The organism is Halanaerobium sehlinense (genome assembly GCF_055379485.1).
This window is the reverse complement of record NZ_AP042442.1, coordinates 139010-160262: the sequence shown is the minus strand read 5'-3', so window position 1 is coordinate 160262 and position 21253 is coordinate 139010. Positions and strand designations below refer to the sequence as shown.

21 protein-coding genes are annotated in these 21253 nt (G+C 36.6%); all 21 read right to left on the bottom strand.

The window, feature by feature from the left end:
• Positions 1-20 precede the first annotated feature (20 nt).
• The 21 genes from ACZ446_RS00775 to aroF (ACZ446_RS00675) all read right to left on the bottom strand — a co-directional run bounded on the left by ACZ446_RS00775 (position 21) and on the right by aroF (ACZ446_RS00675) (position 21050).
• The gene (locus tag ACZ446_RS00775; protein ID WP_464394360.1) at positions 21-551 is read right to left on the bottom strand and encodes a thymidine kinase; all 531 of its coding nucleotides are present in this window, start codon (positions 549-551) and stop codon (positions 21-23) included.
• A 224-nt stretch (positions 552-775) separates the two neighbouring features.
• Positions 776-1003: a 50S ribosomal protein L31 gene (rpmE, locus tag ACZ446_RS00770; RefSeq protein WP_464393264.1), complete on the bottom strand. Its 228-nt coding sequence runs from the start codon at positions 1001-1003 to the stop codon at positions 776-778.
• 151 nt (positions 1004-1154) lie between these two features.
• Complete coding sequence (rho, locus tag ACZ446_RS00765) at positions 1155-2414, bottom strand: transcription termination factor Rho (protein WP_464393263.1); 1260 nt, start codon at positions 2412-2414, stop codon at positions 1155-1157.
• Between the two features lie 294 nt (positions 2415-2708).
• Positions 2709-3725 (bottom strand): sodium:calcium antiporter, encoded by a 1017-nt coding sequence (locus ACZ446_RS00760; RefSeq protein WP_464393262.1) that lies wholly within the window; start codon positions 3723-3725, stop codon positions 2709-2711.
• A gap of 114 nt (positions 3726-3839) precedes the next feature.
• Positions 3840-4697 (bottom strand): class II fructose-1,6-bisphosphate aldolase, encoded by an 858-nt coding sequence (locus tag ACZ446_RS00755; protein ID WP_464393261.1) that lies wholly within the window; start codon positions 4695-4697, stop codon positions 3840-3842.
• Positions 4698-4736: 39 nt separating this feature from the next.
• Positions 4737-5369, bottom strand: a complete 633-nt coding sequence (locus ACZ446_RS00750; RefSeq protein ID WP_464393260.1) for a hypothetical protein — start codon at positions 5367-5369, stop codon at positions 4737-4739.
• 119 nt (positions 5370-5488) lie between these two features.
• On the bottom strand, positions 5489-6262 hold the full coding sequence (locus tag ACZ446_RS00745; protein WP_464393259.1) for an enoyl-CoA hydratase/isomerase family protein: 774 nt from the start codon (positions 6260-6262) through the stop codon (positions 5489-5491).
• Positions 6263-6277: 15 nt separating this feature from the next.
• A complete protein-coding gene (locus ACZ446_RS00740; RefSeq protein ID WP_464393258.1) occupies positions 6278-7888 on the bottom strand; it encodes a CTP synthase in 1611 nt (536 codons plus the stop codon).
• 35 nt (positions 7889-7923) lie between these two features.
• The gene (gene argS, locus ACZ446_RS00735; protein WP_464393257.1) at positions 7924-9585 is read right to left on the bottom strand and encodes an arginine--tRNA ligase; all 1662 of its coding nucleotides are present in this window, start codon (positions 9583-9585) and stop codon (positions 7924-7926) included.
• Between the two features lie 21 nt (positions 9586-9606).
• Positions 9607-10038 (bottom strand): YwiB family protein, encoded by a 432-nt coding sequence (locus ACZ446_RS00730; RefSeq protein WP_464393256.1) that lies wholly within the window; start codon positions 10036-10038, stop codon positions 9607-9609.
• A 73-nt stretch (positions 10039-10111) separates the two neighbouring features.
• Entirely contained in the window at positions 10112-10519 is a 408-nt protein-coding gene (locus ACZ446_RS00725; protein ID WP_464393255.1) for a DNA-binding response regulator, read from the bottom strand.
• A gap of 137 nt (positions 10520-10656) precedes the next feature.
• Positions 10657-10977 carry a thioredoxin gene (gene trxA, locus ACZ446_RS00720; protein WP_464393254.1) on the bottom strand — a complete coding sequence of 107 codons (321 nt, stop codon included), beginning with the start codon at positions 10975-10977 and terminating at the stop codon, positions 10657-10659.
• 99 nt (positions 10978-11076) lie between these two features.
• Positions 11077-11736, bottom strand: coding sequence for a protein disulfide oxidoreductase (pdo, locus tag ACZ446_RS00715; protein ID WP_464393253.1), 660 nt, complete (start codon positions 11734-11736; stop codon positions 11077-11079).
• 179 nt (positions 11737-11915) lie between these two features.
• Positions 11916-13316: an aminopeptidase gene (locus tag ACZ446_RS00710; RefSeq protein WP_464393252.1), complete on the bottom strand. Its 1401-nt coding sequence runs from the start codon at positions 13314-13316 to the stop codon at positions 11916-11918.
• A gap of 163 nt (positions 13317-13479) precedes the next feature.
• Positions 13480-14229 carry a SurA N-terminal domain-containing protein gene (locus ACZ446_RS00705; RefSeq protein ID WP_464393251.1) on the bottom strand — a complete coding sequence of 250 codons (750 nt, stop codon included), beginning with the start codon at positions 14227-14229 and terminating at the stop codon, positions 13480-13482.
• Positions 14230-14342: 113 nt separating this feature from the next.
• Positions 14343-15542: a chorismate synthase gene (gene aroC, locus ACZ446_RS00700; protein ID WP_464393250.1), complete on the bottom strand. Its 1200-nt coding sequence runs from the start codon at positions 15540-15542 to the stop codon at positions 14343-14345.
• A gap of 84 nt (positions 15543-15626) precedes the next feature.
• Entirely contained in the window at positions 15627-16679 is a 1053-nt protein-coding gene (aroF, locus tag ACZ446_RS00695) for a 3-deoxy-7-phosphoheptulonate synthase (RefSeq protein ID WP_464393249.1), read from the bottom strand.
• 5 nt (positions 16680-16684) lie between these two features.
• The gene (hisC, locus tag ACZ446_RS00690; RefSeq protein WP_464393248.1) at positions 16685-17794 is read right to left on the bottom strand and encodes a histidinol-phosphate transaminase; all 1110 of its coding nucleotides are present in this window, start codon (positions 17792-17794) and stop codon (positions 16685-16687) included.
• Positions 17791-19083: a 3-phosphoshikimate 1-carboxyvinyltransferase gene (gene aroA / locus ACZ446_RS00685; protein WP_464393247.1), complete on the bottom strand. Its 1293-nt coding sequence runs from the start codon at positions 19081-19083 to the stop codon at positions 17791-17793. Before aroA ends, hisC begins: the two co-directional genes overlap by 4 nt.
• Positions 19067-20008: a prephenate dehydrogenase gene (locus tag ACZ446_RS00680; RefSeq protein ID WP_464393246.1), complete on the bottom strand. Its 942-nt coding sequence runs from the start codon at positions 20006-20008 to the stop codon at positions 19067-19069. Before ACZ446_RS00680 ends, aroA begins: the two co-directional genes overlap by 17 nt.
• On the bottom strand, positions 20001-21050 hold the full coding sequence (gene aroF, locus ACZ446_RS00675; protein ID WP_464393245.1) for a 3-deoxy-7-phosphoheptulonate synthase: 1050 nt from the start codon (positions 21048-21050) through the stop codon (positions 20001-20003). The genes ACZ446_RS00680 and aroF (ACZ446_RS00675) overlap by 8 nt, the downstream gene beginning before the upstream one ends.
• Positions 21051-21253: the final 203 nt, after the last annotated feature.

The window sequence follows — 21253 nt, the reverse complement described above, 5'->3', positions numbered from 1 at the left end:
TTTATCTTTGAATTATAAAGTTATTCTCCTTTAATGGCATGACAACTTCTGCAGCGAGCTTCATAAACCTCAGCTGCTCCAACCAGGATTACCGGATCATCAGCTGCGGCCGGCTCCCCATCAATCAGCCTCTGAGTCCTACTTGCGGGTTCTCCACACTGGATACAGATAGCATGCAGTTTATCAACATATTCGGCTCTAGCCATTAATTCAGGCATTGGCCCAAAAGGTTGATTGCGAAAATCTCGATCTAAACCGGCTAAAATAACTCTAATTCCTTGATCTGCCAGTTCTTCACAAATTTCAACTAAATCTTCATGAAAAAATTGCGCTTCATCAATACCTACAACATCAACTGTATTGTCAATTCTCTCTAAAATTTCTTCCGGATGATCAACCGGAACTGCTTCTATACTGTCTCCACTGTGAGAAACAACATCTTTTTTACTGTAGCGGTTATCTAAAACAGGTTTAAAAACTTTTATTTTTTGTTTAGCTATCTTTACTCTTCTCAGTCTCCGAATCAATTCTTCACTTTTACCACAGTACATCGGACCAGTAATCACTTCCAGCCAGCCACTCTTTGTTATTTTATACAATTATTCCACCTCGTCAGTTTGGCTTATCTTTTTTGGGAAAATTAATTAAAAAATAAATTTTTAAAGTTTAAATACTATTAAAATTTATAATTTAAAAGTAAATTCATGAAAAATTTTCTAAAAAAAAAGCAGAGCAATTAAGCCCTGCAGCAGAAAAAAAGGATTTCTTTCCCGTTCTACTCAGTATCTTCTTCTGAGCTTTCGTCTGAAATCCCATATTTTTTATTAAATCTTTCGACACGACCACCTTTTTTGGCTTTACGCTGTTTTCCTGTATAGAATGGATGACAGCTAGAACAAACTTCAACCCTGATATCTTCTTTAGTTGACTTAGTCTTATAAACCTCGCCGCAGGCACAGGTTATTGTAGTTTCTTTTACGTCTGGGTGGATTCCTTCACGCATCTATATCACCTCTCTTGCACACATAATTATTGATACACCGATTGATTTCTGTCTCAACAATCGGGCTGAAGACATAAATCTTCAAGCTAAGATTTATTATAACACAGGCTTTTTCGCTATGCAAGGAAAAAAGCAAATCAAAATATCAAGCTCAGCTCTTAAATATTTTATCCAGCATCTGCAGCAGTTCTTCATTATCTCTAGTATTTTTCAACTGCTTTAAAAAAGTATCCATTAATTCATATTCAGTCATCTCAGCAGTCTGCTGACGAAGCTTCCAAATTATTTCAAGCTCTTTTTCTTCTAGAAGCATTTCTTCTTTTCTAGTTCCCGAGCGATCAATATCAATAGCAGGAAATAGTCTTCTTTCGGCAAGGCGACGGTTTAAATGCAGCTCCATATTACCGGTGCCTTTAAATTCCTCATAAATAACATCGTCCATCCTGCTTCCAGTATCAACTAAAGAGGTAGCAATAATTGTCAGACTTCCGCCTTCTTCAATATTTCTAGCTGCTCCAAAAAATCTTTTGGGGAAATGCATTGCTGTTGGGTCCAAACCACCGGAAAGAGTTCTGCCGCTGGGTGGAATTGTAACATTAGCAGCCCGAGCCAGTCTGGTAATACTATCTAATAAAATAACTACATCATTTTTATGTTCAACTAATCTTTTGGCTTTTTCCAGCACCAGTTTTGCTACCTGAATATGTTCTTCTGGCGGCTCATCAAACGTTGAGGCAATTACTTCTGCATCAACCGAACGCCTCATATCCGTAACTTCTTCCGGGCGCTCATCAATAAGTAGAATCATCATCTTACTTTCAGGGTAATTATAACGAATGCTGTTTGCTATTTTCTTTAAAAGTACTGTTTTACCGGCCTTAGGAGGAGAAACCAACAATCCCCGCTGCCCTTTTCCAATTGGAGAAATTAGATCAATCATTCTTGAAGAAATTTCATTTTTGTGATACTCCAGCTTGTATCTTTCTTCCGGGTAAAGCGGAGTCAAATCTTCAAAATGAGACCGCTCCCTGGCTTTTTCAGGGTCCTGATAATTAACAGCCTCAATTCTTAAAATCGCAAAATACTTTTCGTTATCTTTAGGCTCCCTCACCTGGCCGGAAACAACATCTCCAGTCCGTAAATCAAAGCGTCTAATCTGAGAAGCAGAAATATAAATATCATCACTGGAAGGAATATATTTAGAAGGTCTTAAAAACCCATAACCCTCACTTTGAATAATCTCTAGAACTCCTTCAGCAAAAATATTACCCCCTTTTTCTGTCCCTTTTTTCAAAATAGCAAAGATTAAATCCTTTTTCCGCATCTGCGAATAACCGCTGACATCCATCTCCTTTGCTATTTCATGTAATTCTGTAATAGTTTTTCTTTCTAATTCACTGATGTTAAGCACACCAAGTCCACCTTTCTCAAAGTTCCCCTTGTTTTATTTGAAAATAATTTATATCTTTTGAATAAATCATTATATGTATTTCATAAAAATAATAACTAATTAAAAAATCGAAATCCTAATCTCTGAAGAGTAATTAATTTCAAATTTTTATAAAACTTATATTTTGTCTCTAAACTTTAGTATACATTATTAAATTTAATTTTTTTCATAAAAAAATTATAATTGAATGACTTATATTTTTAGACTTAAGTTTAAAGACAAAATATTTAGATTGACCAAGCAAAAAATTTGAAATTAAATTACATTTAGCCCCAGCTGAAATAGCAAATACACTCCTACAAAATAAACAACTGCTGCTGCAATTGCATCCCAGCCCATCCACATAAATGATCTGCGTGAGCGGTAAAATAAACCAATTAAAATTATTGTCGCCATCATTATCCCTACAGTCGCAGTTAAAATATGAACAATGCGGGCATCCTGAAGCAGAACTCCCTGCCTGTAAAAAAGATCCGCAAAGAAAATAACTGTCATATTAAAGATATTACTGCCAAAAACATTTCCAACTGCCATATTAAAAGCACCTATTTTAACAGCAGAAATTGTAGCAACCAGTTCCGGCAGTGAAGTAGCTGCAGCCACTAGAATAGATCCAATAAAACTCTGATCAATACCCGTCACTGCTGATATCTGATCTGCAGCTAAAGTTAAACGATAACCGCTAAATACTATCACAACGGCACAGGCTGCAAAACCAAGCAGTGCTTTTTTTAAAGTGTAATCTGGATTTGGATCTTCTTTTTCCTCATCTTTGGCATCAAGTGGATTATTCCGATCATAACGATAAATCATCCTGACACTGACAAGATAAGTTAAAAGCAGAATTATGCTGTCTAAGCCTACTCCAAAAATACTCAGATTAAAATTCATAAAATGAGATAATATTAAGCTGAAGACTACCAAAGCTGAAAGTAAAACACCAACAAGTCCGGAAAGGATGTGACTGTAGTTAACTCGAAGTAGTAAAGGACCTTTGCCCTGAAGTAGATCTGCAAATGCTAAAATTACAAGATTGAAAGTGTTACTGCCGAAGGCATTACCAACAGCAATATCTGGTGCACCTACAATAGCTGAACTTACACTGGTTACCAGTTCAGGTAGTGAGGTTGCCATTGCTATTAAAATCCCCCCGATAAAAGCTTGCCCCAATCCACTTTTATCTGCAATTACATCTCCAAATTGTGAAAGATATGTCCCTGAAATAATAATAAATACTGCCATTAAAATAAACTCTAACCAAAGCTGTGTCAACTGAATCCTCCTTAGCTGAAATAAAAATACCGGGCACCTGTGAAATACTTCCAACATTTTAGTCCAGTTAATAAATGCGGAAATATTTTACAGGTACCCGGTACCAATAATTGCTTACCAGGCTTTGCCGTCACTACCTAAAATTTTAATCTTTTCTTTTACTTTTTCGGCAATAGCTTCTCTACCAGGTCCACAGTATTTACGTGGATCATATAGTTCTGGCTTTTCAGCAAAAATTTCTTTAACCTTAGCAGTAAATACCTGCTGGAAATCAGTATTAACATTAACTTTGTTAACACCATATTTAACACCTGTTTTTAAATCCTCTGCAGAAATACCAGAGGCTCCATGTAAAACAACAGGCATATCGATTAACTTTTTAATTTTATCGAGTCTTTCAAAATCTAATTCCGGCTCACCTTCATAAACTCCATGAGCAGTACCAATTGCAATTGCCAGAGCATCTACTCCAGTTGCCTCAATAAATTCTTTTGCCTGATCTGGATCAGTATACATTGCATCTTTTTCTTCAACTGTGTGGTCATCTTCTGTACCACCAATTGTCCCTAATTCTGCTTCAACACTAACTCCCACACTGTGAGCTGCTTCTACAACCTTTTTTGTTAAAGCAATATTTTCTTCAAATGGCTTTTTAGAAGCATCAATCATCACAGAAGAAAATCCAGCTCTGATACACTTCATAATACTTTCGAAATCACTACCGTGATCTAAATGTAAAGCAACAGGGATATTAGTGTTTTTGGTTGCAGCTTCGACCATCTGTATTACATAATCCATTCCTATATATCGAATTGCACCTTCACTCGCCTGTAAGATAACAGGAGAATTAAGTTCTTCTGCTCCCATCATTATACCCTGTAGAAATTCCATATTATTAATATTAAAACCACCGACTGCATAAGTTTTCTTGTGTGCGTCCTGTAAAATATCTGCCATTGGAACTAAGTTCATAATTATTTCCTCCTTATTAGATAGTAAATTCAGGGTCTTTTAAAAGTTATTTGGTTTTCCCTGAATAGAGTGGATACACACTTTGTTAAGCTGCCTTAATCTTTTAAGATCATCTTCATTGACAGCCGCTATATTTAGGCGTGCTCCACAATCATTACAAATCAATTGAATTTTATCAGAAAACAATTCTATATTTATATTATCACTACTGCATTCACAACTCAAGGCATCTTCTTCAGCAATATCATGAATAAAGTCTAATGCCTGCAGCATTATATCTGGATTTTTAAAATCATCAAAACCTAACTCGGCTGCTATTAATTCTAGCTCCTGCTTTTCTTTTTTGATTTCTTCATTAACCAAAGCAGATCTACCAAAAAAACCCGGGTTTAGACCTGTCTCTATGCAGGAAAGAGGATTTAACTTTTTAGAATACCAGAATTTATGAGTTGAAAGCTTAACTTTATGAGCTTTATTACAGTGTAAACAAAAATAATTAATTTGCAGTCTAGAATTATCTGTTCTTTTAATTGAAGCTTTTTCTGCTCCACAGCTGCAGCTTAACTGTTTTAATTTACCTACCGGCAGCTCAAAAATATTGATTTCTTCCTTTTCCAGACGACCACAGGCAGGACAGCTTAAAGCGATAGTTGTTGAAAGATTTATTAGCATTCTTTATCCCGGCCTGTAAACTTGAGGCCAGGTCTTCACCTCCTTAACCTAATTATTCTTCATTGATTCTAAAAATCCTTTTTTGAATCTTAAAAATTAGTTTAAGGAAACAAAGAGCTTTAATTATCTTCTTTAATTATTTTTTTAATTTCTTTAATTCGAACTCGGTGCTCTTCAGTTTTAAAACATTCGGCAAAGGCTTCACTTTCATACTGATAACCTGTTTTAGCAGTTTCTGTGTATTTTTTATTAACAGCTGTTTTAATTAGTTTGACAGCCTTAGTTGAGCGGTCAGTTATTTCTAAAGCAAGTTCTTTGGCCTCTTTAAGCAGAGTTCGAGGAGTAACTACCTTATTAATTAATCCCAGCTCATAAGCTAGTGCTGCATCTATTATATCACCTGTATATAAAAGTTCTTTGGCTTCAGCTTCTCCAATCAATCTCGGCAGACGTTGGGTTCCACCAAAAGCAGGTATAATACCAAGTTTAACCTCCGGTTGTCCAAAACGAGAACGAGTTGAGGCCAGTCTCAAGTCACAGGCTAAAGTAATTTCCATTCCTCCACCAAGTGCATAACCATCAACCGCTGCAATAACAACAGGGTCACTGTTTTCAATCAAATCACACAAGCTCTGTCCTTTTTGTGACAATTTTTTAGCCTGCTCACTGTTCAGCTTTTCTAAATAGTCAATATCCCCTCCAACAGAAAAGGCTCTATTACCTTCAGCAGTTAAAATTACTGCTGCGGCTTTATTTGCTGAAAAGAGTTCTGCCAGAGTTTGATATAACTCGTCCAGTAATTCTTCATTATAGGCATTTAAAACTTCCGGGCGATTGATGCTGACAGTCGCTATTGGAGAATCAAAATCACATTTAACCAGGTCCCCTGCCATATTTTTTCCTCCTTATTACTCTTTATTAGCTAAAGCTGCTTCAATGAAGCTGACAAATAAAGGGTGTGGTCTATTTGGTCTTGATTTAAATTCTGGATGGAACTGAACCCCTACAAACCAAGGATGATCTGGAATTTCTACTATTTCCACAAGTCTTTCATCTGGTGAAAGACCGCTCAGCACCATTCCTGCAGCTTCAATTTGCTCGCGGTACTGGTTATTAAATTCATAACGGTGTCGGTGTCTTTCATAAATAACTTCTTCTTGATAAGAATCGCGGCTGATGCTCCCCTCTGATAATTTACAGGGATAAAGACCAAGACGCATTGTACCTCCCATATCTTCAACATCATGCTGGTCAGGCATTAGTGCAATAACAGGTTCTTTTTTATCCTCGTCAAACTCGCTGCTGTTGGCTTCTTTCAATTCCAGTTCATTACGTGCAAATTCAATTACTGCACACTGCATTCCAAGACAAATTCCAAAATAAGGAATTTTGTTTTTGCGGGCATATTCTACTGCTTTCAGCTTACCCTCAATTCCCCGATCTCCAAATCCACCTGGAACTAAAATACCATCTAAATCAGCCATCTCTTTTTCAGCCTGAGCCAGAGATTCAATACCTTCTGCGTAAATATATTCAATTTCAACTTCGCAGTTATTAGCAATTCCAGCATGAGTAAATGATTCAGCGATACTTATGTATGCATCAGGAAGCTCAACATATTTTCCGACAATCCCAATCTTAACCTGCTGGTCACGCTCTTTTATTTTATCAACAAGTTCAATCCAGTTTTTAAGATCTGCTTTTTGAACACGATCATTTAACTTTAGTTTGTTAATAACATTTTCTGCCATTCCTTCTTTTTCTAACATCAGCGGCACTTCATAAATATGTTCTGCATCAACAAGTTTGATAACATCATCTTTTTCTACATTACCAAAAAGTGAAATCTTATCTTTAACTTCTTGAGTTAGCTCTCTTTCTGAACGGCAGACAACTATATCAGGCTGAATTCCAATGCTCCTCATTTCTTTGATGCTGTGCTGAGTTGGCTTGGTTTTTAACTCACCAGCTGCTGCCAGATAAGGAACTAAAGTACAGTGAATATAAAGGACATTATCCCGTCCCAAATCATTTTTTAGCTGTCTAATGGCTTCTAAAAATGGTAGGCTTTCGATATCACCAACTGTACCACCAATTTCAGTTAGAACTACATCTGCATTAGTCTCACGACCAACTCGGGTAATTCTATCCTTTATTTCATCTGTAATATGAGGAATCACCTGAACCGTTGCCCCTAAATAATCTCCTCTGCGTTCTTTTTGAATTACAGAACCATAAATTTTTCCTGTAGTAACATTATTACTCTGACTTAAGTTAGTATCAATAAATCTTTCATAATGTCCTAAATCTAAATCTGTCTCAGCACCATCATCAGTTACAAAAACCTCACCATGCTGATAGGGGCTCATTGTCCCTGGGTCATAATTAATATAAGGATCAAATTTTTGAATACTAATTTTAAGACCCCTACTTTTAAGCAGGCGTCCCAGGGAAGCTGCAGTGATTCCCTTACCAAGAGCAGAAACTACTCCTCCTGTCACAAAAATATATTTCGTCATTTTACTATCTCCTCCACTTTTAATTTTTAATATTATTACATCTGCTCCGGCGCACTAATTCCAAGCAGTGTTAAGACATTTTTTAATACCTGACGGGCAGCATTTACTAAATATAGTCTGGCTTTTGCCAATTTATCACTATCTGTGTTCACACGACAATTATTATAGAATGAATGGAAAGCTGTTGCAAGATCATAAGCATAAGTTGTTAAATGATGTGGCTGCCGCGATTCTGCAATCATTTTTATCTCTTCTGGAAACTTAGCCAGCATCTTCATTAAGTCAATCTCAGCTTCATGTGTTAATAAATCAAGATTTTCCGCATCAGCTTCAAGCTCAGCATTATCTAAAATACTGTGAATTCTGGCATGGGCATACTGAACATAGTAAACTGGATTATTTGTTGATTCTTCTTTGGCAAGCTCCAGATCAAAATCAAGATGACTGTCAGTACTGCGCATCACATAATAATAGCGAGCTGCATCTTTACCAACTTCCTGATTCACTTCATTCATAGTAACAAAGCTGCCTGCACGTTTAGACATCTGCATTTTTTCCCCATTACGAAGTAAGTTAACCATCTGAACAACAATTACTTCCAGGGTATCAGCAGGATAACCAAAGGCTTCAATTACAGCTTTCATCCTTGGAATATACCCATGGTGATCTGCACCCCAAACATTAATTAGTTTATCAAAACCTCGCTCAAGTTTATCCAAATGATAAGCCATATCAGCAGCTAAATAAGTTGGAGAACCATCTGATTTGATGATTACTCGATCTTTGTCATCACCAAAGTCAGTTGATTTAAACCAGATAGCATCCTCTTCTTCAAAGATATATCCTTTTTCTTTTAAAAGATCAATTGCATGCTGAATTTTATTAGGATGTAAAGTTCTTTCGCTAAACCAGCTGTCAAATTCAATCCCAAATTCAGCCAGATCATGTTCTATATTTTTCAGCATTTCCTGATAGGCATACTCTCGACAAATTTCAAGCCTTGTCGCTTCTTCTTTTTTCATTAATTCTGGCCCATACTCATCATATAGATCCTGAGCAATTTCTATGATATAATCACCTGCATAAACATCCTCAGGCATTTCAATTTCTTCCCCTAAGATTTCGCGGTACCTTAAAAGTGTTGATTCAGCCAAAATATCCATCTGATTTCCGGCATCATTAATATAGTATTCTTTTTCTACATCGAAACCTGCAGCTTCCATAATTGCAGCAGTAACATCACCAACAACTGCTCCTCGGCTGTGGCCCACATGCAGCGGACCAGTTGGGTTTGCAGAAACAAATTCCACCTGAACTCTCTTTCCATTACCAGCATCAATTTTACCATAATCATCTGCTCTTTTGGTAATAATCTTTAAATTATTCCAGAGCCAGGCATTTTTGAGTTTGAAATTAATAAAACCCGGCCCAGCAATGCTGATTTCTTCAACTATTTCACTCTCAAAATTATCGACAATAATCTCGGCAATCTTACGTGGATTCATTCCGGCCTGTCCGGCTAAAACCATTGCTAGATTAGTTGCATAATCACCATGTCCTTTTTCTCTAGGGACCTCAATTGAAACCTGCGGCACCTTTTCTAAGTCCAAATCTCCATCAAAAATAGCTTTTTTAACACTCTCGACCAGAAAACTGATTAACTCAGCTTCTACAGCGGCCTGTAAATTTTTCTGCAAAACAATAAACCTCCTATAGATTTACTTTATTATTTTATAATTTATTTTTAAATGGTGTTCAGCATTTAGTTCTCCACCTAAAAAGACCTGATAGTTTATTCTTATCAGTCCTGATTTTTCGCTGATCTCCATTTCTAATCTTTTTGTTTTAACTGCTATCTTAATTTCTCCATAAGCAGTCTTAAAATATCCTTCCTGTTTTTTACCACAGACAAAATCCTGCTTCATAGCTGCAGGCTCCTGGCGCAGCAGTAAAACTCTCTCCCGGTCTGGATCAATTTTAACAATCGTTTGAGAACCATCGATTCCCTCAGCATTATCTTCATAACTTAAATATAACTTTTCATTTTTGATATAAAATTCGCCCTGATAATTATTATTTATCTTCTGTTTTTCCTGGTCATCAACTATTTGTTGTACATTTTCTAATTTAATAGAAACTTTTTTACTCATCCTCTATTAACTCACTCCAAATTTTATAATTTGAAAAAACCACAGCCCATTTTTTAACTGCGGTTTTTAAATTCTATATTTTAATATTTTTGCCAAATTCTACTGCTGAACGGTGATCTTTAATGGCTTTAAAATTCTTAACTATGCAGCCCTGAGATTCAAGAGCTGCCATTACTTTCTTCAATGCCTTGTTTGTAGCAAAAAAACGTGGTTTAACATATGCTACAGAATTTTTACCAACAGTTCGTTTAGCTTCAGCAAGAAATTTATTTAAAGAGTTATCTATTTTCCCCTTAAAAATACCTTTAGTGGGACTACCTGCTGCTATTAAATCATATGGATAAAAAGAAATACCGGTTCCGATATCTTTGGTGTTTTTCAAATCCACTCGAAACCCCTGTGATTCTGCCCCTTCTTTAATCCCTTTTGCAATCTCTTCTAAATCGTCATCAGGGGTATATATTATTAATAAGCGCTGCACTGATAACCCTCCTTTTTTAATCAATCTTCATTTTATCATAAAAGTTTCTACTTTTACAGGGTTATCTGCAATAAAATATAAAAATCCTCTCTTCCTATTCTAAAATAAAAAGAGAGGCACTTAAAAATAAATAAAATTTATTTTAAATTCAGCTTACTTACCAGCTTATCTTTAGGCATATAGCCAACTAATTTATCTACGACTTTACCATCTTCCATAACCAACATTGTTGGAATACTCATGATTCCATAGCGAGATGCGGTAGACTGGTTCTCATCAACATTTAATTTAGCTACCTTAATCTGCTCACCATATTCTGCGGCAATATCTTCTACTACAGGAGCCACCATTCTACATGGTCCACACCACTCTGCCCAAAAATCAACTAGAACTCTTTTATCAGCACTTAGAACCTCAGTGTTGAAATTTCCATCTGTTACCTTAACTGGTTTACTCATTATTGAATTTCCCCCTATTGTGTTATTAAAATTTTATTGTACCTGGTGCAAAATGTTTTTTGCACCGGGTACAGTTGAAACAAATATTAAATCTTTATTTTAGCTAGCTGCCACAGCTAGATTTTGAATCTTCTTTAAAATAGTTTTTGCTGGAACTGCTCCAACCTGCTCATCTGCACCTGAGTTAATCACTGTTTTCGGCACTCCAGATACATTAAAGCTTGCTGAAAGCTCTTCAAATTCCATTGCCTCTACCATTTCACCTTTAATCTTAGGGTTAAGCATTGCCATCTGATGGGCAACTCTAACTGCACGTGGACAGTAAGGACAGGTTGGTGTAATAAAAACCTGAAGCAGAACTTCAGAATCAATGGCCATTATTTCTTTTTTAATATCATCAGATAAATCTATTCTATCATTATCAGAGATATCTAAAATATCTTCAATTAATGAAGTGAATTCATAACCTGAAGGAATTCCATAAAAATGAACTCCACTATCCTGGCCATCATTGTTTAAGAAAATAATTGCTGGAGCTCGGTCAACACCAAATTCTTCAGCCTTTTCACTGCCTAATAAATGAGTTTCAAAATTTACTTTTTCATCAAGTTCAGTTACCTCTTTTAAGATTTCTTCAGTGTCTCCACAGTACTGACATCCCTCTTCTTTGGTAAAGAAAAGTAAATTAACTTCATCTTTTAGATTTTTAGTGAAAAGTTCCTTAATCTTAATTTTCTCTTCCTGGTCTATCTTTGCCATTACATATCACTCCCTGGGTTTTATTAATTATTAACTTTATTTTTTTATCAATCTAGAATACAATTTTAGCTTACAACATTTATTATATACGATATAAATTTAATTAAAGTTAAGCAATTAACATTTTAAAAAATTAAATTTAGCTGAAAATTATTTTTACTGCTTCATAATTTAGTAATTTATTTTTCTAGAAATACATTATAGGCTAAATAGGAGTGGTAAACATCTGCCTTACTCACAACTTCATAAGGAGAATGCATTGAAAGCACAGCAGGTCCGCAGTCAACTACATCCATATCATAATTTGCTAAAAACTGGGCAATAGTTCCGCCGCCTCCCTCATCAATTTTACCGAGTTCAGCAGTCTGCCAGATTACACCAGCATTGTTAAAAGTACCGCGGATTTCTCCCATAAATTCTGCACTGGCCTCTGAAGCTCCTGCCTTGCCTCTAGCACCGGTATATTTAGAAATAACAATACCTTTACCAAGATAAGCTGAATTATGCTTGGCATATACTTCTGCAAAGTCAGGATCATAAGCAGCACTTACATCAGCTGAAAGCACCTTAGAGTTCTGCATTACTTTACGTACAATTAACTCACTGTACTGATCATAGTAAAGGTCGACCAGGTTTGCTACCTGATTTTCAAAAAAGTGGGACTGCATTCCGGTAGAGCCCATACTTCCAACTTCTTCACGATCCATCAGCAGCAGCACTGATGTATATTCTGGATCCTGTACATCCAAAATCGCCTCAAGCGCAGTATAGCTGCAGACCCGATCATCATGGCCGTAACCTGCAAGTAAAGCTCTATCAAAACCAGCATCACGGGTTTTAAAAGCTGGTACAATCTGCAGATCAGCACTGATAAAATCTTCTTCTTTAAAATCATATTCAGCCTGCAGATAATTTAAAACAGCAGTTTTAATTTTGTCTTTCGCATCTTCATCATCGACAGGGATACTGCCAACAACTACATTTAGCTGCTCACCGCTAATTCCTTCATTCATTGATTTTTTCATCTGCTTTTTACCAAGATGCGGCAGAACATCACTAATAAAGAAAACAGGGTCTTCTTCTTTTTCTCCAATTTTAATTTCAATCTGACTGCCGTCATCTTTAACAACTACTCCATGTAAAGCTAAAGGCATTGTAACCCACTGATATTTTTTAACTCCTCCATAATAATGGGTTTTAAACATTGCCATTTCACCATTTTCATAAAGTGGATTTGGCTTTAAATCCAGTCTTGGAGAGTCAATATGGCTCCCTACAATTTTTAAACCTTCTTTTAAGTCTTTTTCTCCAATTACAGCAGCCATTAAAGCTCGAGAACGGTTTTCTACATAAACTTTGTCGCCTTTTTCTAATTTTTGATATTCATTAATATTTTTAAATCCTGCTGCCTCTAATTCTGCAACAGCAGCACTGGCAAATTCTCTCTCTGTTTTATTCTCAGTTAAAAATTTAGCATATTTTTCGTTAAAAGCAAAAACTTCTTTTCTTTCTGCTTCCCCCATCTCTGTCCAGGCATTTTTAGCCTGATATGAATTATCATTTTTTTGATCTTTAGTCATCGATAATGCCTCCTATATGTGTTAGATTATTCTTTCTCAGTATACCAGTAAATATAATTAATTGTAAGTAATCAATTTACAATAGCTAAAAAAAGTAAAAAGCCCTGCTTTTACACAGGACTCACAGAACTAAAGTGTATATAATTTTTATTTAAAGCTTTACTTAAATATTTTTCTTTATTTCAGCTTCTTCTCTCAGCTTTGATAAATAATCATTAATTGCCTGCCCCTGTTTTTGCTGTTTGAGCATCTGTTCCAGCTGTGGTTTTATTTCTTCATATGAAGCATCCTGACCACTTTGAGCTAAGGCATCTTTATTCTGATCATAAGCCTGCTGCAGTTCCTCTTCACTGATTTCAATATTTGAAATCACCTTTTCTTCAATTAATTTATTGATTTTAATCTGAGGATTATTTGAGAATTCTTCTTTATAAGCAGCTTCATTTTCATAACCCTGCTTTTTTAGAATAGATAAAAATTGTTCTTCACTCATCTGCTGCTGTTTCAAAATAGCACTTTTCTGCTGCTGATAAATTTCATCCTTTTCTGACTGGCTTAAAGTTATATTTTCTTCCTCTGCTGCCTGCTTTAATAAAACATTATCAATTATGTTATCTAATTTCGCCTGCTGCAGCTCTTCCAGTACCTGATTTCCAGCTTCAGAACTTGCTAAAATCTGTGCTAACTGCTGATCAACCTGGCTTACCTGCTGTAAAATCTGATTAACATTTGCCTGCTGAGCCAGTTCTTGCGATGTGATTTCTTCTCCATTAACAGTTGCTACAACCTTATTATTTGGATTCAATGATTGATCGGCAGGCTCTTCACCGTTCATTTCCATATCTTGAGCCAGAGCTGATGTCGGAACCATTAGAACAGTTATCAATAAAAGTGAAATTAAAATCTTCTTCATTATTAGATATGCACTCCCCTTGAATAAATATTTAATTAAATTATTATTTGCTTATCTATAAATAGTATAATAAGTGATTATTAAAATGCGATTAAAATCAACAAATTATTCGATTAAAATTTCTTTAACTGCTCTAAGTAGTTTTTATAATTGCGCTTAATCTCCTGGATGCTGTCTCCACCAAATTTATCAGCTGTACTCTGGGCTAGGACAATAGCTGTAACAGCCTCACCTACAATACTGGCGGCTGGAACTGCACAAACATCTGAGCGCTCTTTAGCTGCCGTTGTTTCTTTTTTTGAAATTATGTCTGCTGAGTGTAATGCTGTAGCAAGAGTTGGGATCGGCTTCATTGCCAGACGTATAATTAATTCCTCTCCATTTGTCATCCCACCTTCAATTCCCCCTGCCTGGTTAGAACTGCGGTAGAAGCCTTTGTTTAAATCATAAAAAATTTCATCATGGGCCTTAGACCCCGGCAGCCCAGCACCTTTAAAACCCGATCCAATTTCTACACCCTTGATTGCCTGAATCCCCATCAGCTGAGCAGCAAGTTTACTTTCCAATTTTAAGTCCCAGTGGACATGACTGCCCAAACCAACCGGCAGACCAGTCACAACAATCTCAAAAACTCCTCCAACTGAATCTCCATTAGCTCTCCAGGAATCTATTAAATCTTTCATGGCTTCGGTTTTTACTCTGTCACCACAGCGGAGTGGAGTTTGATCAAGCTTTTCAAAATAATTATTAATCTTTTTTTGGTCATTAAAGCTTTCTGGATTTTTAGCTTTGAGCTCTGTCCAGGTTTCACTTTTGAGATTCCCAATCTGAACTACATGACTGTAAACCTCAATTTCAAATTCTTCTAGAAATTGCCTGGCAACTGCTCCAACTGCAGTTCTGGCTGCTGTTTCTCTGGCACTGGCCCTTTCCAGTACATTTCTCAAATCACTGTGATTATATTTTAAAGCGCCGGGCAAATCTGCATGACCTGGACGAGGATTAGTAAGAGCCTCTACTTCAGCTCCTCGTTCTTTATCAGGTGCCATAGATTCTAACCAGTTCTCCCAGTCTCTATTTTCAACTGTCATACTCATTGGTGTCCCTAAAGTTTTTTTATGACGCAGACCTGAATTAATAATTACTCTGTCACTCTCAATTTTCATCCGCCCACCACGGCCATAGCCCTGCTGTCTTCTAAATAACTGTTCATTTATTTTTTCAACCTCTACCCTCAGGCCCGCTGGCAGACTTTTTATAACTGCGGTCAACCTCGGACCATGAGATTCTCCAGCCGTTAAATATTCAAACATTAAAATGCCTCCTCAAAATTCTCAATTCTCCATTTTTTTTTTAATCTATATTTCTGCTTTTATTTTAATTATTAATATTGAGTTTTAATTATAAGCAATTTTCTTTTCTCTAGCCTTAAATGTTCTTAAAGAAGTAGTTATTGCATTTAACTCATCCATCAACAATCTAAATTTATCTGGCTTTAAAGATTGAGGACCATCTGAAAGTGCATTTTCTGGATGGGGATGAACTTCTACCATAATCCCATCTGCTCCAACTGCAGCTGCAGCTCTGGCAACAGGAATAACCAATTCCCAGCGCCCGGTACCATGACTTGGATCGGCAATCACCGGCAGATGGCTTAACTGTTGAACCAGAGGAATCGAACTAAGATCCATAGTATTTCTGGTTTCTTCGCCAAAGGTGCGGACTCCTCTTTCACATAAAATCACCTGATGATTGCCTTCATTCATTACATATTCTGCAGCCAGAAGCCATTCCTTAATTGTAGCCGCCATTCCTCTTTTAAGCATTACAGGCTTATCTAGTTTTCCTATCTCTTTAAGCAGAGCATAATTCTGCATATTGCGGGCACCAATTTGGATAATGTCAGTATATTTGCAGACAACATCAATATGCTCGATATCCATCAATTCTGTAATAACTTTCAGACCTGTTTCGTCTCTGGCTTCAGCTAAAAGCTTCAATCCTTCTTCACCCAAACCCTGGAATGAGTAAGGTGAAGTTCTCGGTTTAAATGCTCCACCACGCAGTATTTTTGCCCCAGCACTCTTGACAATTCTTGCTGTTTCGAGTATCTGCTCTTTATTTTCTACAGAACAGGGGCCAGCCATTACTGTCAGTTCTTCACCACCAATTTTAACTCCATCTCCGAGATCAATTATTGTTTTATCCTGTTTAAAATTCCAACTTGTTAATTTATAGGGGTCAGAAATAACAACCACTTTTTCTACAGCACTCATAACCTGCAGTTTTTCTTTTAAATTGACTTTTTTATCAGGAGCAGCTCCAACAACACCAACAATTGTTGTCTCTGCACCTGTATCAGGGTGAGCAGCAAATCCTTCGGCTTCTATTAACTCAATTACTTTCTTCTCATCTTCTTTAGTGGATCCACGTTTAAGTACAGCTATCATTTCAATTATTCCTCCTCTTTTAGTAAGGCCTTTAGTTTCCTAACAAAATATTCATTATCAGCCCTTGTCCCGATAGTCACCCGAATCCAGCTGTCCATTCCTAATTGATTGCCCGGTCGAATAATTACTCCCTGCTGCTGCAATTTCCTGAAAACTTGATCAGCTGGCATCTGGGTATCAACCATTAAAAAATTAGCATGTGTTTCTATATAATCAAGTCCCAGTTCTTCAAATTTTCGATAAAGAAAGTTTTTTTCTTTATCATTTAAGTTTTTACAGGTTTTTACATGAGATTGTGACTGCAGAGCAGTTACAGCTGCTTTTTGGGCCAGTCGATTGATATTAAAAGGACCTCGGATTCGATTTAGATAGTCTACCAGCTGGGGATCTGTTAAAGCATAACCGATTCTCATCCCTGCCAGACCATAAACTTTAGAGAAAGTACGCATCAGCATTAAATTTGAGTGCTCTTCCAGCAGCTCTACCCCATCAAAATAACTTTCTGCTGTTATGTACTCCAAATATGCTTGATCAACAACTATTAATATTTCTTCTGAAACTCTTTCTAAAAAAGATTCGATCTCTTCTTTTTTAAGCATTGTTCCTGTCGGATTATTTGGATTACAAATTAAAATTGCCTTAGTTTTATCAGTTATTTCTGCCTCCATCGCTTTAAGATCATGTTTATAATCAGCATCTAAGGGTACTTTTATACTTTTTCCTCCCCGTGATTTAACTGCTAAATCATACTTGATAAAGGCTGGATCTGCCTGAATTACTTCATCACCTGGATTTAAAATTAAAGTCATCAAAAGATCTAAAATCTCATCTGATCCGTTTCCCAGAAAAATTCTTTCTTTATCCAATTGATATTTTTCTGAAAGAGCATCTTTAAGCTCTCTGCTGTCTGAATCAGGATAAAGAGAAATATTTTTCGCCTCCGACTGAATTGTATCAATAACCTGAATTGCAGGTCCCAAAGGATTCTCATTTGAAGCAAGTTTCACAATTTTTTCCAGGCCATATTCTTTCTGGACCTCTTCTATGCTTTTACCTGCCTGATAACGGTTCATTTTCTTAACTCCATCTGCAATATTATCCATCAATTTTTTCATCCCCTCACCTCTTCTAAAAGTTCTTTAAAATTTGGAAAAGAAGTAGAAATAATCTCACTGCCGTTAATTGTTATACCCTTTTCAGTATTTAAAGCAAGAACCGCCAGTGACATAGCTATGCGGTGATCATGGTAACTTTCAACTTCAATTCCACCTCTGACTTTTTGTACACCAACAATTTCCATCCCATCTGGATTTTCTTTAATTTCGATCCCCAATCTTTTAAATTCCTTTACTACTGCAGCTATGCGGTCGGTTTCTTTAACTCTCAATTCTTCTGCATCTTTAATTGTAGTCTTACCTGCTGCCATCACAGCCATCACAGAAATGATAGGTATTTCATCAATCAGGCGAGGAATAATCTCTCCACTTACTTCACAGCCTTTTAAATTAGATGCTTTAACCAAAATATCTGCGGTTGGTTCCCCACCCTCATCTTTTTGATTTAAAAGTTCAATCTTTCCGTTCATTGCCTCGACTACTTCTAAGAAGCCGCTGCGGGTTTGATTAATACCTACATTTTTAATCAAGAGGCTGCCGCTGTCTGCTAAAAGACCAGCTGCTATGAAAAAAGCTGCGGAAGAAATATCTCCCGGAACTTTAATATTAAATGGACTTAATTTTCTTTCAGCTGCCTCTTTTAAAATTATCCTATCCTCTTTTATTTCTAAATCCACCCCTGCTCCTTTGAGCATTCTTTCTGTATGATCCCTTGAAACAGCAGGTTCAACAATTACTGTTTCGCTCTCCGTTTTTAAAGCCGCCAGCAAAATAGACGATTTAAGCTGAGCACTGGCAACAGGAAGCTCATAAGTCATACTCTTCAAATTTTGGCCTTTAATACTGAGTGGGGCCAATCCATCCCGCCGGGACCATATTTTTGCACCCATATCTGTAAGTGGTCCGATTATTCTCTGCATTGGACGTTTGCGCAGTGAGTGATCACCAGTTAAAACTGAATAAAAATCTTGAGATGCTAAAAGTCCAGCTAGAAGACGCATTGAAGTCCCCGAATTACCACAGTCTAAAACATCATCAGCTTCCTGGAGCCCATCAAGGCCCTTACCTTTAACTATGTAGCTGCCATCAGCTTCCTTTGTAATTTCTATTCCTAAATTACGCATAATCCCCATCGTACTCAAACAATCTTCTGCTTCTAAAAGTCCTTCAATCCTGCTCTCACCTTCTGCTATTGATGATAAGATTAAAGACCGATGTGAAATTGATTTATCACCCGGGACCTTGATTTCACCATTAATTTTTTTGCCTGGATTAACTTGATAGCTCATTGTTTCCTCCTCGTTTCTCTCTACTTTTATTTTTGATTTCTGCTGCACCTGCTAAAAAATTAAAAATCTTAGCTGCTTCATTATTTTCTAAATTAGACTGGATCTCTTTTAATTCAACTATATAATCAGCTATTAATTCTGCTATATTTTCTCTATTTGAAATTATTATATCCTGCCATAACTCTGGTGAACTACCTGCAATTCTAGTCATATCCCGATAACCACTTCCAGAAAGTTCTAAAAACTCATCTGCAAATTCTTTTTCAGAGCTTAAATTAACCAGAGCTGAAGATAAAAGATGAGGCAGGTGACTTAAATAAGCTGTACAGCGATCATGTTCTTCAGCTGAAATAATATGAACTCTGGCTCCTATTTTTTCAATTAACTCCTGCAGCTGATTCAGCAGTTCTGCTTCAATTCCTGAATCCTTTAAAGCCTGATTTAGCGGCAGTGAACTTTTGCCGGCTTGAATCCAGGGTGTAATGATAAAAGGGGCATTTTTAAATAAGTCAGCCTGATGCCAATCTAAACCCGACTTATGAGAACCGGCCATTGGATGTCCTCCAATGAATATTTTATCTGTACCCCTTAAAATTTCTGCTGCCTGCTGCATAATTTCTTTTTTTGTACTACCTAGGTCAACCAGCAGCTGCTGTTTCTGACTGCCTGCCTTAATTTTTTTGATAACAGAAGCTATCGCTGCTACTGGAACCGCAATAAAGATTAAATCACAATCTTTTAAATTATCCTTAATTTCGGTAAATCCCTGGTCAATAATAGCTAAGTTCTCTGCTTTTCTAATGCTCTCTGCACTTCTATCAACAGCAGTTATTTCAATTTCAGAATCCGATTCTTTCAAAGCAGCTGCCAGTGAAGCGCCAATCAGGCCGATCCCAACAACTGCTATTTTTTTGAATTTAAGCATAAGCTATTTTTCTTTCCTTAGCTTCAAAGCTGTGCAGAGATTTAGAAATAGCATTTATTTCATCCATCATTAGCTGGAAATTCTTAGGTTTTAAGGATTGAGGACCGTCTGATAGAGCATTTTGCGGGTCAGGATGAACTTCAACCATTATTCCATCTGCTCCCACTGCAACAGCAGCTCTGGCAACCGGAGTTACTAATTCCCAACGTCCTGTACCATGGCTCGGATCAGCAATTACCGGCAGATGACTCAACTGCTGAACCAAAGGAATTGAACTAAGATCCATTGTATTTCTTGTTTCCTCACCAAAGGTTCTAACTCCTCTTTCACACAAAATAACGTCATGATTACCGTTATTCATCACATACTCTGCTGCAAGCAGCCATTCTTTGATAGTTGCTGCCATACCTCGTTTAAGCATTACCGGTTTATCAAGTTTTCCAATCTCTTTTAAAAGTGAATAGTTCTGCATATTACGTGCACCAATCTGAATTATATCGGTATATTTACAGACAACATCAATGTGTTCAATATCCATCAGCTCAGTCACTATTTTTAGACCAGTTTCTTCTCTAGCTTCAGCCATTAATTTTAGTCCTTCTTCACCTAAACCCTGGAAAGAATAGGGAGAAGTTCTTGGTTTAAAAGCACCTCCGCGTAAGATTTTAGCTCCTCCAGCCTTAACAATTTTGGCTGTTTCTATAATCTGATCTCTATTTTCCACTGAACATGGTCCGGCCATCACTGTTAGTTCAGGACCACCAACTTTAACACCATCCCCTAAGTCTATTACTGTTTTTTGCTGTTTAAAATTCCAGCTGGTTAGTTTATAAGGATCAGAAATAAGCACAACTTTTTCGACTGCTCCTAAGGTCTGCAACTTTTCTTTTAAGTTTGATCTCCTTGCAGGATCTCCCAAAACACCTACTACTGTTTTTTCTACTCCCTGAATTGGATGAACCTCAAAGTTTTCTTCTCGAATGATCTCAATCACCTTATTTTTATCTTCTTGACTTGCGTTTCTTTTCAACACTGCTATCATAATTAATTCTCCTCTCTACTTGCAGCTACAGTTTGCCGAACCAATTTATGGAAATTGATTCTGCAGCTGTTTTCTTTTATTTTTATTAATTCTTCTAAAATTCTTCAAATAAACACTAAGTTATAATAAATTTCCTATAAAAATACAAAAAATCGCCCCTTAGTCAGGGCGATTGATATCGCGGTACCACCTGTTTTAATCTC